This is a genomic window from Streptomyces sp. NPDC005576, from assembly GCF_042871745.1.
GTDB lineage: Bacteria > Actinomycetota > Actinomycetes > Streptomycetales > Streptomycetaceae > Streptomyces.
In genome coordinates, this window is record NZ_JBIAJC010000003.1 from 308,696 (window position 1) to 322,384 (window position 13,689).

At 71.4% G+C, this 13,689-nt stretch carries 9 protein-coding genes; 3 read left to right on the forward strand and 6 right to left on the reverse strand.

The features are described 5' to 3' along the window. Positions 1–89: 89 nt before the first annotated feature. Together ACFYPN_RS07560 and ACFYPN_RS07565 are read left to right on the forward strand one after the other, a co-directional pair. Positions 90–1,259, forward strand: a complete 1,170-nt coding sequence (locus ACFYPN_RS07560) for a glycosyltransferase (RefSeq protein ID WP_358763144.1) — start codon at positions 90–92, stop codon at positions 1,257–1,259. Positions 1,260–1,426: 167 nt separating this feature from the next. Beyond that, entirely contained in the window at positions 1,427–3,031 is a 1,605-nt protein-coding gene (locus ACFYPN_RS07565; protein ID WP_358763142.1) for a hypothetical protein, read from the forward strand. 140 nt (positions 3,032–3,171) lie between these two features. Here the strand turns inward: ACFYPN_RS07565 and ACFYPN_RS07570 are convergent, their stop codons facing one another. From ACFYPN_RS07570 to gmd, 5 genes are read right to left on the reverse strand one after another with little or no spacing between them, the layout of a single operon-like run. After that, complete coding sequence (locus tag ACFYPN_RS07570) at positions 3,172–3,999, reverse strand: glycosyltransferase family 2 protein (RefSeq protein ID WP_358763140.1); 828 nt, start codon at positions 3,997–3,999, stop codon at positions 3,172–3,174. Beyond that, positions 3,996–4,721: a hypothetical protein gene (locus ACFYPN_RS07575; RefSeq protein WP_389297222.1), complete on the reverse strand. Its 726-nt coding sequence runs from the start codon at positions 4,719–4,721 to the stop codon at positions 3,996–3,998. Before ACFYPN_RS07575 ends, ACFYPN_RS07570 begins: the two co-directional genes overlap by 4 nt. Continuing rightward, positions 4,718–6,973, reverse strand: a complete 2,256-nt coding sequence (locus tag ACFYPN_RS07580) for a LamG domain-containing protein (protein WP_358763137.1) — start codon at positions 6,971–6,973, stop codon at positions 4,718–4,720. Before ACFYPN_RS07580 ends, ACFYPN_RS07575 begins: the two co-directional genes overlap by 4 nt. Next, positions 6,970–9,783 (reverse strand): DNRLRE domain-containing protein, encoded by a 2,814-nt coding sequence (locus ACFYPN_RS07585; protein WP_389297224.1) that lies wholly within the window; start codon positions 9,781–9,783, stop codon positions 6,970–6,972. Before ACFYPN_RS07585 ends, ACFYPN_RS07580 begins: the two co-directional genes overlap by 4 nt. Further along, positions 9,780–10,793 (reverse strand): GDP-mannose 4,6-dehydratase, encoded by a 1,014-nt coding sequence (gmd, locus tag ACFYPN_RS07590; RefSeq protein ID WP_358763133.1) that lies wholly within the window; start codon positions 10,791–10,793, stop codon positions 9,780–9,782. The genes ACFYPN_RS07585 and gmd overlap by 4 nt, the downstream gene beginning before the upstream one ends. A gap of 116 nt (positions 10,794–10,909) precedes the next feature. Here gmd and ACFYPN_RS07595 point away from each other — a divergent pair, with 116 nt between their 5' ends. Continuing rightward, positions 10,910–11,893 carry a GDP-L-fucose synthase family protein gene (locus ACFYPN_RS07595; RefSeq protein ID WP_389297227.1) on the forward strand — a complete coding sequence of 328 codons (984 nt, stop codon included), beginning with the start codon at positions 10,910–10,912 and terminating at the stop codon, positions 11,891–11,893. Between the two features lie 87 nt (positions 11,894–11,980). On the opposite strand, the gene ACFYPN_RS07600 is transcribed toward ACFYPN_RS07595, so the two are convergent. Beyond that, positions 11,981–13,441: an exopolysaccharide biosynthesis polyprenyl glycosylphosphotransferase gene (locus tag ACFYPN_RS07600; RefSeq protein WP_389297228.1), complete on the reverse strand. Its 1,461-nt coding sequence runs from the start codon at positions 13,439–13,441 to the stop codon at positions 11,981–11,983. Positions 13,442–13,689 lie beyond the last annotated feature (248 nt).

A 13,689-nucleotide genomic window follows, 5' to 3' on the forward strand; every position in this document is an offset into this window, starting at 1 on the left:
TGGACCTGCGAACACCCTGACGAACCACCTTACTTGTGCAGGCACGTTGGATACTCTGTGCACATCGACCGAGGTTGAGGGGAACCCTGGTGAAAATCCTGCACGTCGTCACGCTGCACACCCCGGACCACGCCTTCGGCGGGCCCACCCGGGTGGCGCTCAACCTGTCCAAGGTGCAGCGCGCGGCCGGGGACGATGCCCGCGTCATGGCTCTGGGGGACGGCTTCGGCCCCGGCGAACCGCCCAAGGAGATCGAGGGGGTTCCCGCCCTCCTCCACCGGGCCCGGCACGTACTGCCGATGTTCGAGGTCAGCGGGATCACCTCCCTCGCCCTGTTGCGCGCCGCCCGCCGGGCCATGCGGGACGTCGACCTCGTTCATGTCCACCTCATGAGGGACCTGGTGACCCTGCCCGTGGCGCTCCTCGCGCTCGCGACCCGCACCCCGCTGGTCGTGCAGACCCACGGCATGATCGACCCGACCGAGAAGCCGGTGGCCAAGCTGACCGACCTGCTCGGCGTACGGAAGGTGCTGCGCGAGGCCGACGCCGTCCTGCACCTCACCGAGACGGAACGCCTCGACGTCAACGCGGTGGCCGCACCGGTCGCCCTCACCCGCACGGTCCGCCTGGTGAACGGGGTACGCCCCCAGGAGCGCAAGCCGGCCCGCGAGCCCGGCCGGCCACCCACGGTCCTCTTCCTCGCCCGGGTCCAGGAGCGCAAGAGGCCCGAGGACTTCGTCGCCGCGATGCCCGCCGTGCTCGCCGAGCACCCGGACGCCCGCTTCGTGCTGGCGGGCCCGGACACCGGGGCGCTGGCGGGCACGCTGGCGCTGGCGGAGAGGCTCGGCGTGACCGGCTCCCTCGACCACGTGGGCCCGCTCGGGCACGAGGAGGTCCTGGCGGCGGGGCGCGAGGCCGACGTGTACGTGCTCCCCTCCATCGAGGAGCCGCTGGGCGTCTCGGTGCTGGAGGCGATGTCGGTCGGTACCCCGGTCGTCATCACCCGCACCTGCGGCCTCGCCCCCGACGTGGCGAAGGCCGGGGCGGGCCGGGTGATCGACAGCCGGGTGGGCGAGGACGCGGCGAACGCCGCCAAGGTCGCCGGTGCCGTCCTGGAGTTGCTGGAGCCCGGCGCCGCCGACGAGGCGGGCAAGGCCGCCTGGGACCTGGTCAACGCCGACTTCACCATCGACGTGGTCACCGCCACCCTGCGCCGGACCTACGAGGACGTGGTGAGCCGCCGGCGACGCCGGAGCTGACCGGCCGGGATCTTCTCCCGGTTGCCGGGAAAGCCGGCGCCGGGCCGGTCACCTACGGCCGTGTGATCCACACCGCCGTAGGTGACCGGCACAACCATCTGGCACCCCGGCTCGTCACACGAGGCAGCCGGTGCACCAACTCCGGCCAATCGGAGGGGAAAGTCCAGATGTCATCAGTTCCTCGGCGTGCTTGGCCCGCAGCGCTCGCGCTCGCGGCCGCCGCCCTGTTCGGGACGGTTCTGGTGGGGGCTCCGGCTCAGGCCCAGGACGGGCCCGCGCTGAAGTTCACGGTCACGCGTTCCGAGGTGGGGCTGCCGCAGCCCGCCGACCGTTCGGACCCGCCGCAGATCAGCTGGGGGCTGGAGGGCGACGCGGACGGCGGTACCGCCGAGGACGTGGTCGTCACCATCGACGCCTCCGGCATCTCCGCGTTCACGGACCTCGACTCCACGTGCGTGGGCGACCTCTGCTCGTGGCCCGCCCACGACATCGCTCCCGATGGATTCCACGGCGGCATCCTCGACCTGAACGCCAAGCCGGACGCCCCGCTCGGGACCACGGGCACGGCGCGGCTCTTCGCGACCTCGTCGAACGCGACGGTCGAGGAGATGACGGTCAGGGTCACCGTCGGCGCGGTGGATCTCGGTATCGAGCGGATTCCGGATGTCCGGGACGTCGAGCCCGGCTCGGCCCTGAACGCCCCCATCAGGATCTCCAACTCCGGTTCCCTCGTGGCCGACCAGGTGGACCTCACGCTCGCCACCACCCGCGGTCTGGGCTTCGCGCAGAAGTTCTCCAACTGCACCTACGGGAAGAGCACGGACATCCCCGCGGCGCACGGACAGTCCCTGGACCGTGCGGTCTGCCACCTCACCACGCCGGTCGAGCCGGGCAAGGCATACCGCCTCTCGTCACCGGTCGGGATCGCCGTGAAGCCCACCGCGCTCCACGAGCTCGTCGACTACGAGATCGCCGCCGTGTCCACCTCCGTCCCGAAGACGGCCGCCTCCACCGGACCGGTGCTCGGACTCGTCGAGGACGGCAAACCGCCGGCCGTGCGGACCGATCACGCCCAGTGGCAGATCGAGGTGGACAACACGGCCGACATCAAGGTCACCGGCTCCACCGCCGAAGCCGACCCGGGCGACGAGGTCGTGCTGACCGCGAAGGTCCGCAACAACGGACCGGCGGACTTCAACCTCGTGAACTCCGACGCCCAGATCGGCATCCTGGTCGAGATTCCGCAGGGCACCACCGCAGTGACGATCCCGCCGAAGTGCGGTGTGTGGACGGGCGGCGGCATGGGCGAGCACACGCCCGGCGCCCCGGAGTACGTCTGCGCGGTGGACTCGCCGTTCACGGTGGGCGAGACGCTGAAGCTTCCGTTCACCGTGAAGGTCGGCGAGAGCGCTCCGGCCACGACCTCCGGCAAGGTCACCGTCACCACGGTGTACGGAGGTGATCTGGACGCCGACACCGAGAAGGCGAACAACGTCGCGAGGATCACGGTGAAGACGTCCTCCTCGGACGCCGCCACTCCCGGGCCCACCGCCACGTCCTCGGGCGTGGACACCCAGAGCGCGGGGGTCCGGAACACGTCCGCCGACGGCAAGGCCGGAACGGCCTCGCCGAGGGCCTCGGGGACGCTGGCCTCCACCGGCAGCGGCTCCACGCCGGCGATCGCGGCGACCGCTGCGCTGACGCTGCTCGCGGGGAGCGCGCTGGCCCTCACCGTCCGCAAGCGCCGGACCCGTCCGGGCAGCACGGCCTGACCTGCTGAACGACACGGGCGGCAACCGGGACCCCGGTTGCCGCCCGTGGGTGGCCAGGACGGGGACGGGACGCGGCCGGAGACGCGGCCGGGGGTCGCGCCGACCTCGCGCGGCCCCCGGCCCGTTCACTCCGACGAAGCTCAGCCCTGCAGCCGCTCCCGGGACTTGAGGGCGATCTGCCAGCGGTAGAAGCTCATGGCCAGGGCGAAGTCGAGTCCCGCCCGGCCGTCCAGGAACCCACGCCGGTAGAGGTACATGTACGCGAACGACACCAGCGGCTTGAACGGCGCCTTGTGGAACAGCTGCCCCTGACGGGACTTGACCCGCCGCACCTGCTCCTTGACGTCGGGGTGGTGCTCCAGCCACGCCTCCCAGTCGGAGTACCGGTTGTGCCGCTCGAACCACGCGGTCACCGGGTCGAGGTCCTGGTGCTCGATCGGATTCCGCAGCGCCTGGGCGGAGTCGGCGACGGGCTGGTAGTGGCCCTCCACCTCGCCGATGCCGGGCGCCGCGAGGTCGCCGACCTCCGGGTAGGCGCAGCGGGTGCGGTCGGTCAGGGACCGTTTGCGGATGGTGTATCCGTGCTTCAGCCGCTTGCCGGAGAACCAGTAGCCGAGCGGGATGTCGTACGCGGCGGGCTTCGGTGCGGCGGGATCGGCGAATATCGACCGGAGTTCGGCGAGCAGCCCGGGGCTGAGCCGCTCGTCGCCGTCGAGCACCAGGATCCAGTCGATGTCCGTGCGGACGTTCTCCAGACACCACTGCTTCTTCCGGGGGTGGCCGCCGTCCCAGGTGTACTCGACCACCTCCGCGCCGCACTCGGCGGCGATCTTCGCCGTGTCGTCGGTGCTGTGCGAGTCCACCACGACCACCGCCTCGAAGTGGCCGAGCACGGATTTCACCGCCTCGGCGATGTTGAGGCCCTCGTTCTTGGTGGGGATCGCCACGGCGATGGGCAGCTTGCTCAACGCTTGTCTCCTTCGGGCAGCCAGGCGTAGCAGCCTGTGGAGGTGAAGGTACGGGCGGCCGGGGGGAGGGTGATGCGCACGGGTCGGCCGGTCGCCGAGGAACCCTGGTCGAGCACCTTGCCGGCGGCCCCCTCGGTCTGCCAGGTGCAGGCGGCGGTGGGGGAGACCGAACGGTAGACCCCGGCCCGCAGTTCTCTGCCGGTGTGGGCACCGTCCGCGTAGCCGAGCGCGGCCTCGTCGACGAGATCCTGATGTCCGGTGCACAGGTGGGCCACCGCCGGTGCCGCGTCGGGCACCTCGCCCGTGACGATGGAGCCCACGGCGATCCGCCGGTCCGCCTTGACCAGGAAGTCGAGCTTGTCGCAGGTCTCCTGGCCCGTCTGGAGCACGGCGGCCGGGTCCATGCCCCGGGGCACCCGGTCGGTGAGGTACTCCTTCTCCTTCTTGGTGAACGTGCCCGTGGCGGGCGTGAGTCCGGCGCTGGGCACCTTGGGGCCCTCGGCGGTCGGTGTCGCGGCCGCGTCGGTGCCGGAGGTGTCCGTGCCCGCCTGTGTGTCGTGGGTCGGTGCCGCGGCGGAGGGTCCTGGGACGGAGGGCCCGGGGGCCGCGGAACGCAGTGCGTCCGCGGCCCCCGGGCCGTTCCCGTCGTCGGACGAGCCGCACGCGGCCAGCGCCGCCGTCAGGATGACGACGGCGGCGCCGGCCAGGAGCGGGTTCTTCATCCGCCCGTCCCGAGGGCGTAGTGCGCGGCGATCTGCGTACCGCTCAGCGCGGTCGGGTAGACGGCGGTCTCGTCGAGCTGCCCGGCGAAGAAGGCGCTGGTCGGGGCGTTCGGCCAGCCACTGAGGGTGTCGCCGCCGACCCGCCAGTACCCCTGGAAGTTCTGGTTGTTCTTGTAGGCGGAGTTGGACGCCCGCAGGACGCCGTCCACGTAGAGGGCGATGCCCCCGCTGCCCTGGGTGGCGACGACGTGGTGCCACGCGCCGTTGTTGTAGGCGGCCGGGGTGGAGACGGTGCGGGTGGAGCCGTCGTGGACGCCGAACACCAGCCGTCCGTCGTCTCTCATGTAGATGTGCTTGTCGTAGTTCGTGCTGTTCTGCATCGTCAGGTTGCCGTAGCCGATGAGCTTGCCGCCCTTCGTCGTGGTCGTCTTGAACCAGGTCTCGACGGAGAAGGCGCCCGGCTGGGCGTGCTTGCGGTTGCTGTACGCGTACTCGTCGGTGCCGTTGAAACCGATCGCCGTGGACGCGCCCGCGACCGCGGCCGGGGTCTGCCGGTAGGACGGGGCGTTGCGCAGGAACCCGTTGTCCAGGCCGGCCCCGGTGTCCGCCGCGAAGGTCGACGTGCCCTCGTCGTAACGCCAGTAGAGCGACGCGCCGTCGGCCAGCACCTTCGCCGGGTACGCCTCGGCGGCCGAGGCCACGGTGGCCGACAGGGCGGGGGACTTGGCGCTGGTGTTCGTGCCGTCGCTCGCGGTGATCCGGTACGAGTGGGTCTCGCCGGCCGCCACGGCGGTGTCCGTCCAGCGCAGTTGCGGCCGGTCCCAGGGGAGGGAGGTCCCGGTCGTGGTGTACACCGGGGTGGCGGCGCCGTCCTTGTAGACCCGGTAGGTCAGCACTCCGTCGTCGGTGTCCGAGCTGGCTTGCCAGTTGACGTCGATCTGCCCCGGTACGACCGTGGAGAGCTGGACGTTGGGCACCCACGGGGCGCCCGTGTCGGGGCCGTCCGCGAAGCGGGTCAGTCCCTGCTGGGCCGCCGCGTTGACGGTGGTGAACTCGCCGCCGACCCAGAGGTAGTGGTGGCCGCCGGTGTCCGTCTGCGCCATCACCCGGGGGCCGACCGGCTCACCGATGCCGTCGTTGGTGTCCGGGAACCAGGGCAACAACTGCGGGTTGTCCACCGACTGGGCCAGCAGGTGCTTGCGCGGCTGGTCGGGGAACTCGCCCATGCTGGAGCAGTCGTGGGCGTGACTCCCGCTGTAGAGCACCCCCGAGTGGACCAGCACGGCCTGGGTGGCACCCAGGCAGGTGTCCCGCCACCGCTGCTGGAAGTCGTCCAGATCGACCGCGATACGCCCGTCGAACACTCCGCCGCCGGTGCCCTCGTTGGCGGTGTAGAAGCCGGTCGCGTCCGAGGTGAGGTCCTGCACCGTGGAGGTGTTGGGGATGAAGCCCGGGTAGGCCGTCGTCACGGCGCCGGTCGTCGCGTCCACCACGGCGAGTGCGTGCGAGGTGGTGCCGTTGACGGTGAAGAAGTCCCCGCCGAGCACCACGTGCTGCCCGTCCGGGGTCACCTCGAGCGCGCGGGCGACCTCATCGGCGTTGGCGGTGAACGGCAGCAGGTCGGCGCCGGTGGTGACGGCGGCGAACTTGTTGCGGGTCTGGCCGCCCACGCTGTTGAAGTCACCGCCCAGGTAGACGGTGTCGGCGGTGACCGCGATGGCCCGGACGGTCGCCGATACGGCGATCTTGAAGTCGTTGCGCGGGGTGCAGGTCGCCGTGTCGATCGCCGCGATGTTGCTGACTCCGACGCCGTTGACCGACCCGAACTGACCGCCCGCGTAGAGGGTCTTCCCGTCCGGGGAGAGGGTGAGGGCGCGCACGGTCGCGGTGCCCGAGGAGAGCGTGAACGACAGGGAGCAGCCGGTCGGTGCGCCCGTCGCCGCGTCGAACGCGGCGAAGTTCACCGCAGGAGTCTCCGAGGTGCCGGAGGCGGCGTCCGGCGGACGCACGGTGGAGAAGGTGCCGCCGGCGTAGACCACGCCGGCGTTCGCGGCCATCGACCAGACGATGCCGTTCGTCTGCCAAGTGGAGAGATCGTCGGCGGTGATCGACACCGGCGGCGTCAGCGAAGCCGCCGGGGAAGTCCCGACCGCTGTCGCGGTCAGGGCTCCGGCCAGTAGGCAGAGAGCGGCGGAAGCGGCGCGCCTGCGGCCGCGTCCGGCGGATCTCTGCCCCGTACGTCCGTTCATCATTCAGCTCCGAAGGTGAGAACCAGCTGCGGCCGGTAGGCCGCGGTGGAGATCTCGCTCGACCAGATACGAAGGCTGTCCGTACCCGTGTTGGTCAGGGCGAGAGAGGTCGCGGAGCCGAGGGCCCCGCTCAGGGCCGACGCGTCGAGCGCCACCGTGTAGTCGGTGGAGACCGCCGTCGCGCCGGTGATGGTCCCCAGCACGGTCGCACCGAGCGCCGGCCGGGTGTTGTAGGTGACCGTCGATTCGGTCCAGGCACCGGTCACCGGCACCACCTGATGACTCTCGGCGGAACCCGCCGTCGAGTCCGAGGAGGTGCGGAAATCGATCCGGGCGCCCTTGAGCACCTGGCCGGCGGGGGCCGCCGGCAGGTCGTAGCGGAGATAGCCGAGGTAGGCGGTGGTGCCGCGCGAGGCTAGCTGGGTGTCGTCGTAGTTCGTGTTCGGGGCGACGCCGTTGACGTACGCGTCCTCCACCGGGGCGAGCGTGACCGTGGTGCCCTCACCACCGTTCCCGCCGCCGTTACCGCCGCCGGGAACGGGCGGCGCGTCCGCCAGGTCGTAGTGCTCGGCGACCTGCGCCGCGGTCAGGGCGGTCGGGTAGACGGCGGTCTCGTCCACCTGTCCGGCGAGGTAGCCACTGGTCGGACGGTTCGGCCAGGCGTTGTTCATGGCGTCGCCGCCGACCCGCCAGTAGCCGTTGTACGAACGGCTCCCGGTCGCCGGGGCGGTGCCGGCGGTCTCGCCGTCCACGTACAGCACCATGCCCGCCGGACCCTGGGTGGCGACCACGTGGTGCCAGGCGCCGTCGTTGTAGCCGGCGGCGGTGGTGATCGTCGGCCGGGTGGCGCCGGACTGGACTCCGAAGGCGAGCCGGCCGTCGTCGGTCAGGTAGACGAGCTTGTCGGAGATGCTGCTGGTGTGCCCCTGGGCGGTACCGATGTTGTTCCCGAAGCCGATGATCCGGCCCCCGGTCGTCGAGGTCGTACGGAACCAGGTCTCGGCCGAGTACGGCGACGGCGAGGTGTAGTGGTGCAGCCGGTCGCTGTAGACGTACTCGTCCGTGCCGTTGAGGCCCAGCGCGGTCGAACCGGCCACCGCCCCTGCCGCCCGGTACGCCGGCGCGTTGGCGTAGACGCCGCCGTCGAGCCCGTCCGAGGTGTCGGCGGCGAAGGCCCCGCCCGCCTCGTCGTAGCGCCAGTACAGCTCGGCACCGTCCGCCAGGACGCGCTCCTGGTACGGAGAGGCGGAGGAGGCCGCAGTGACGGAGACGGCGGCGGACCGGGCGCTGGTATTGGTCCCGTCACTCGCGCTGACCCGGTACGTGTACGTCTGCCCGGCCACCACGCCCGTGTCGGTGAAGGTCAGCTGCGGACGGCTGAAGAACAGCGAGGAGCCCGTGGTGGTGAACACCGGCGCCGTCGCGCCGTTGCGGTAGACCCGGTAGGTCAGCGAGGAGTCGTCCAGGTCCAGCGAGGAACGCCAGGCGACCTTCACCTGCCCGGCCCGGGGCGAGGACGCGCTCACCACCGGTACGGCGGGCGCACCCGTGTCCGGGGAGCTCGCGAACCGGGTCAGCCCCTGCTGGGAGGAGCCGTTGACGGCGGTGAACTCGCCGCCCACCCAGAGGAAGTCGCGCCCGTCCCGGCTCGACACGGTCAGCGCGCGCGGACCGACCGGCTCTCCGATGCCGTCATTGGTGTCCGGCAGCCATCCCAGCATCGCCGGGTCGTCCACCGACTGGGCGGTCAGATGCTTGCGGACCTGGTTCGGGAACTCGCCCATGGTGGAGCAGTCGTGCACATGGCTGCCCGCGTACAGCACACCCCGGTAGACCCGGACCGCCTGCGTGGCGCCCTGGCAGGTGTCGCGCCAGCGCTGGCCGAATCCCTCCAGCTCCATGGCGAGACGCCCGTCGAAGGAGTTTCCCCCCATGCCCTCGCCCGCGACGTACCAGCCGCCGGAGGCCTCGTCCGTCACGATGCCCTTGATGACGGCGGACGCCGGGACGAAGCCGTCCGGGTAGGTGTGGGTGAGCGCGCCGGACGCCACGTCCGTCACCGCGAGCGCGTGCGTCGCGGTACCGCCCACCGTGGTGAAGTCCCCCCCGATCAGAACCGAGGCGCCGTCCGGGGTGACCTTCAGCGCCCGCCCGGGGTCGTCCGCGTCCGGATTCCACGCCGTCAGCGCGCCCGCCGGGGTCACCGCCCCGAAGAAGCGCCGGGCACTGCCGTTGACCGTCTGGAAGTCCCCGCCCGCGTACACCGTGCCGTCCGCCGCCACGTCCAACGCCCGCACCGTCGCCCCGAAGTTGGGAGCGAACCCCGGTCGCACCGTGCAGTTCGCGGTGTTGACGGCGACCAGGCCGTTGGCGGACGTGCCGTTGACCGCGTTGAAGTAACCGCCCGCGTAGAGAGTCGTCTTGTCCGGCGAGAGCGCGAACGCCCGCACCGTGGCCGTGCCGCTGCTGCGAGTGAAGGAGAGTGGGCAGCCGGCCGGAGCCCCCGTCGCGGCGTTGAAGGCGGCGAAGTTGACCGCGGGGGCCGAACCGGTGCCGCCCGCGGCCACCCCGGCGGGCCGGACTTGGGAGAAGGTGCCGCCCGCGTAGACGACCCCGTTCGCCTCCGCCAGCGCCCAGACGATGCCGTTGGTCTGGTAGGTGGAGAGATTGTCGGCGGTGAATCCGACCGGAGCGGTCAGCGCGGCGGCCGGGGGAGCGGCCGCCGCCGAGGCGGAGAGCACCCCCGCCGCCAGCACCAGCACCGTAGCGCACACCCCGCCCCGGCTCCGGCGGGGGCGGGGTGGCACGCTCATCGGTCCACCCGCACGGCTGCGCCGCTGAGCTGCGCCTCCAGCAACCGGACGTCCGCGTCGACCATGATGCGCGCCAGCTCCATCGACCGCACCTCCGGCTTCCAGCCCAGCAACTCCTCCGCCTTGGAGGCGTCACCGATCAACGCGTCCACCTCGCTGGGGCGTTCGTACTTCGCGTCGTACCGCACGTGCTCGCGCCAGTCCAGACCGGCATGGGCGAAGGAGTGCTCCAGGAACTGCCGGACGCTGACCCCCTCGCCGGTCGCCACCACATAATCGTCGGGAGTGTCGCGCTGCAGCATCCGCCACATCGCGTCCACGTACTCGGGGGCGTACCCCCAGTCGCGTACCGCGTCGAGATTCCCCAGGTGCAAACGGTCCTGGAGCCCCGCCTTGATGCGGGCCACCCCCCGGGTGATCTTCCGGGTCACGAAGGTCTCGCCCCGGCGCGGGGACTCGTGGTTGAAGAGGATGCCGTTCACCGCGAACATGCCGTACGCCTCGCGGTAGTTGACCGTGGCCCAGTACGCGTACACCTTGGCCACGCTGTACGGGCTGCGCGGGTGGAACGGCGTCCCCTCGTTCTGCGGGGGCGGGGTGGAGCCGAACATCTCGGAGGAAGACGCCTGGTAGACGCGGGTGTCGATACCGCTGGCGCGCACCGCCTCCAGCAGCCTGATCGCGCCGAGACCGGTGACGTCACCCGTGTAGAGGGGCGCGTCGAAGGAGACCCGGACGTGCGACTGGGCGCCGAGGTTGTAGACCTCGTCGGGCTGGATCTCGCGCAGCAGATTCACCAGGGCGACACCGTCCGCGAGATCCGCGTGGTGCAGCACGAAGGAGCGGTCCGCTTCCTCCGGCCCCTGGTAGATGTGGTCGATGCGCTCGGTGTTGAAACTCGACGAACGACGTATGAGCCCGTGGACGGTGTACCCCTTGTCGAGCAGCAGCTCGGACAGGTACGAGCCGTCCTGCCCGGTCACGCCGGTGATGAGTGCGGTCTTGGCCATGACTCCCCCCTTCTGTGGTCGCCTGAACGGCGTTGTATTTCCCCGGAATTGCATCATGTGAGCGGTTTGCGGTGAGAAGCTCACAGTGTCGCGCGCCGGCTGGCACAATCCCAGCCATGACGACTGATCTCCCCGGCCCTCCCCAGGAACCCGACAGCTCTCTCCTACGCCCCGGCGCACGCATATTCGTGGCGGGTCACCGCGGGCTGGTCGGTTCGGCGGTGGTCCGCCGCCTGACCGCGGACGGCCACGAGGTGCTCACCCGCGGCCGCGACCTCCTCGACCTGCGCGACAGTACGCGGACCGAGGCATATCTGCGCGACGTCCGGCCGGACGCCGTCGTCCTGGCCGCCGCGAAGGTGGGCGGGATCATGGCGAACAGCACCTGGCCGGTGCAGTTCCTGGAGGACAACCTCCGCATCCAGCTCAGCGTGATCGCCGGGGCCCACGCGGCCGGCACCGAGCGGCTGCTCTTCCTCGGCTCCTCCTGCATCTACCCCAAGCACGCCCCCCAGCCGATCAGCGAGAACGCGCTGCTCACCGGCCCGCTGGAGCCGACCAACGAGGCGTACGCGCTGGCCAAGATCGCCGGCATCGTGCAGATCCAGTCCTACCGCAAGCAGTACGGCGCCTCGTACATCAGCGCCATGCCGACCAATCTCTACGGTCCGGGGGACAACTTCGACCTGGCGACCTCGCACGTCCTGCCCGCGCTCATCCGCCGCTTCCACGAGGCGAAGCGCGACGGGGCGCCCTCGGTCACCCTCTGGGGTTCCGGCACCCCCCGCCGGGAGTTCCTGCACGTCGACGACCTCGCTGCGGCCTGCGCGCTGCTGCTGGCCTCGTACGACGGCGACGAACCGGTCAACGTCGGCTGCGGGGACGACCTGAGCATCCGCGAACTCGCCGACACGGTGCGGGACGTGACGGGATACCGAGGAACGATCGACTGGGACACCTCGAAGCCGGACGGCACGCCTCGCAAGCTGCTCGACGTGGAGCGCCTGACGGCCCTCGGCTTCGCGCCGAAGATCTCGCTCCGGGACGGGATCGCCGAAACCTACGCCTGGTGGCGCGACCGGGACTCCGGCCTCGGGTGAGCCGGACGGCCCGGTTCGTCCGGGCGAACCGGTGCCCCGCCGTGCGCGGGGCACCGGGACTGCTCGCATCGTCTCCACTCCGTCCTCTCAGTAGGCGCCGCGGCCGTCGGTGACGGCGCGCACGGTACGGGCCAGCAGGCCCATGTCGGTGGAGACCGACCAGTTGTCGACGTACCAGAGGTCCAGTGAGACCGATTCCTTCCAGGAGAGGTCCGACCGGCCGCTGACCTGCCAGAGGCCGGTCAGCCCCGGTTTCACCGCGAGCCGTCTTCGCTCACGGTCGTCGTACTCGGCCGCCTCCTCGGGAAGGGGAGGACGAGGACCCACCAGGGACATGTCACCGCGCAAGACGTTGAACAGCTGCGGGAGTTCATCGATCGAGAGGCGCCGAAGAGCCCTGCCGATCCCGGTCACCCGGGGGTCGCGGCGCATCTTGAACAACGGCCCGTCCCCCTCGTTGGCCATCGTCAGCTCCGCCTTCCGGGACTCGGCGTCCACCACCATCGTCCGGAACTTCCACATGGTGAAAGGCCGGTCGTGCCGGCCGTGCCGGATCTGCCGGTGGAAGACGGGGCCCCGCGAGGAGAGCCGTACACCCAGTGCCACCACCAGCAGCAGGGGTGCCAGCAGCAGTAGCCCGGCCAGTGCGCCGGAGCGGTCGAGCGCCGCCTTCAGCGCCGGCTGCGGACCCCGCCGCAGGGGCGGGGCGACGTGCAGCAGCGTCATCCCGGCGACCGAGGCGGGCCGTATCCGGGCGGTGGCTGTCCCGGTCAGCGCGGAGAGCACGCAGAGCGCGACACCCCCGTCGTGCAGCCCCCAGCCGAGCCGCCGCAACCGGTCGCCGCGGAGCAGCGGCCCGGGCGCGACGAGGACGAGGTCCGCGTCGTAGGCGTACGCCCCGGCGAGCACGGTGGAGACGTCGTCGTCGGTGCCGTCGGCTCGGAGCCGCCCGGTCACCGGCAGCTGGTGCTCCGGCTCCGCCGCTCCCACGGTGACGGCCGCGACGACGGCGTACCCCTCGCTCTGGGCGCGGGGACCGAGGGCGCCGGCCACGGTGTCCACGTCGGACGCGTCACCCACGACGAGGACCCGCAGGGCCGGACGGCGGTGCGCGGCGCGGGCTCGTCGCCGGACGGCCCAGGTCACCGTGGCCGTCACCACCCCGCCGGGCGCGGCGGACACCAGGGCCACCGTCGGATCGACGGCGTCGCCGGCGACGGCCCAGGCGACGGCGAGCAGACCGACGAGGACCAGCCAGTCCCCGATGACGGCCGTCGCTCCGGCCGTGCTCCCTTGCGGTCCGGCCGTGAAGCGCCCGCGCACGGCCCGTACCCCGGCCCAGGCGAGGGCCGCGAGGGCCGCGGTGGGCAGGGCCACCGGCTGTCCTCGCGCGGACAGGACGGCCCAGGCGGGAGCCGCCATGGCCGCGGTCTCGGTCAGGACCGCGAAAGACGTTCTCCAGTGGCTCGGCCTGCGGCCCGGAAGGACGTGGCCGGTCAGGTCGCGCTGTGCTGTCGGGGCCCTCCAGAGCTGTTCGAGGGCCGTCATGCGGTCCCGGGGCGCCGTGGGACGGAGGCGCGGTCGACGCCGCAGTCCCACGAGCCCGGATATTTCAGAGTCGGGTATTTCGACATGCCCCATGAACCCCCCAGTCACAGCTGCATCCCCACAACGCGGCGCATCCGTCGATCCCGGGGACCGGCGGATGCGCCATCGCTCGGTGCACGATATCCACACACGTGTCATTTCGCTGGGGTTCACGTGAACTTCAGACCAATCGGCGGCTTCCACCGCGA

Coding starts and splice junctions, on each gene's coding strand:
- ACFYPN_RS07585 (WP_389297224.1), bottom strand. CDS start 9,783: ATGAGCGTGCCACCCCGCCCCCGCCGGAGCCGGGGCGGGGTGTGCGCT.
- ACFYPN_RS07565 (WP_358763142.1), top strand. CDS start 1,427: ATGTCATCAGTTCCTCGGCGTGCTTGGCCCGCAGCGCTCGCGCTCGCG.
- ACFYPN_RS07580 (WP_358763137.1), bottom strand. CDS start 6,973: ATGATGAACGGACGTACGGGGCAGAGATCCGCCGGACGCGGCCGCAGG.
- ACFYPN_RS07575 (WP_389297222.1), bottom strand. CDS start 4,721: ATGAAGAACCCGCTCCTGGCCGGCGCCGCCGTCGTCATCCTGACGGCG.
- ACFYPN_RS07595 (WP_389297227.1), top strand. CDS start 10,910: ATGACGACTGATCTCCCCGGCCCTCCCCAGGAACCCGACAGCTCTCTC.
- ACFYPN_RS07600 (WP_389297228.1), bottom strand. CDS start 13,441: ATGACGGCCCTCGAACAGCTCTGGAGGGCCCCGACAGCACAGCGCGAC.
- gmd (WP_358763133.1), bottom strand. CDS start 10,793: ATGGCCAAGACCGCACTCATCACCGGCGTGACCGGGCAGGACGGCTCG.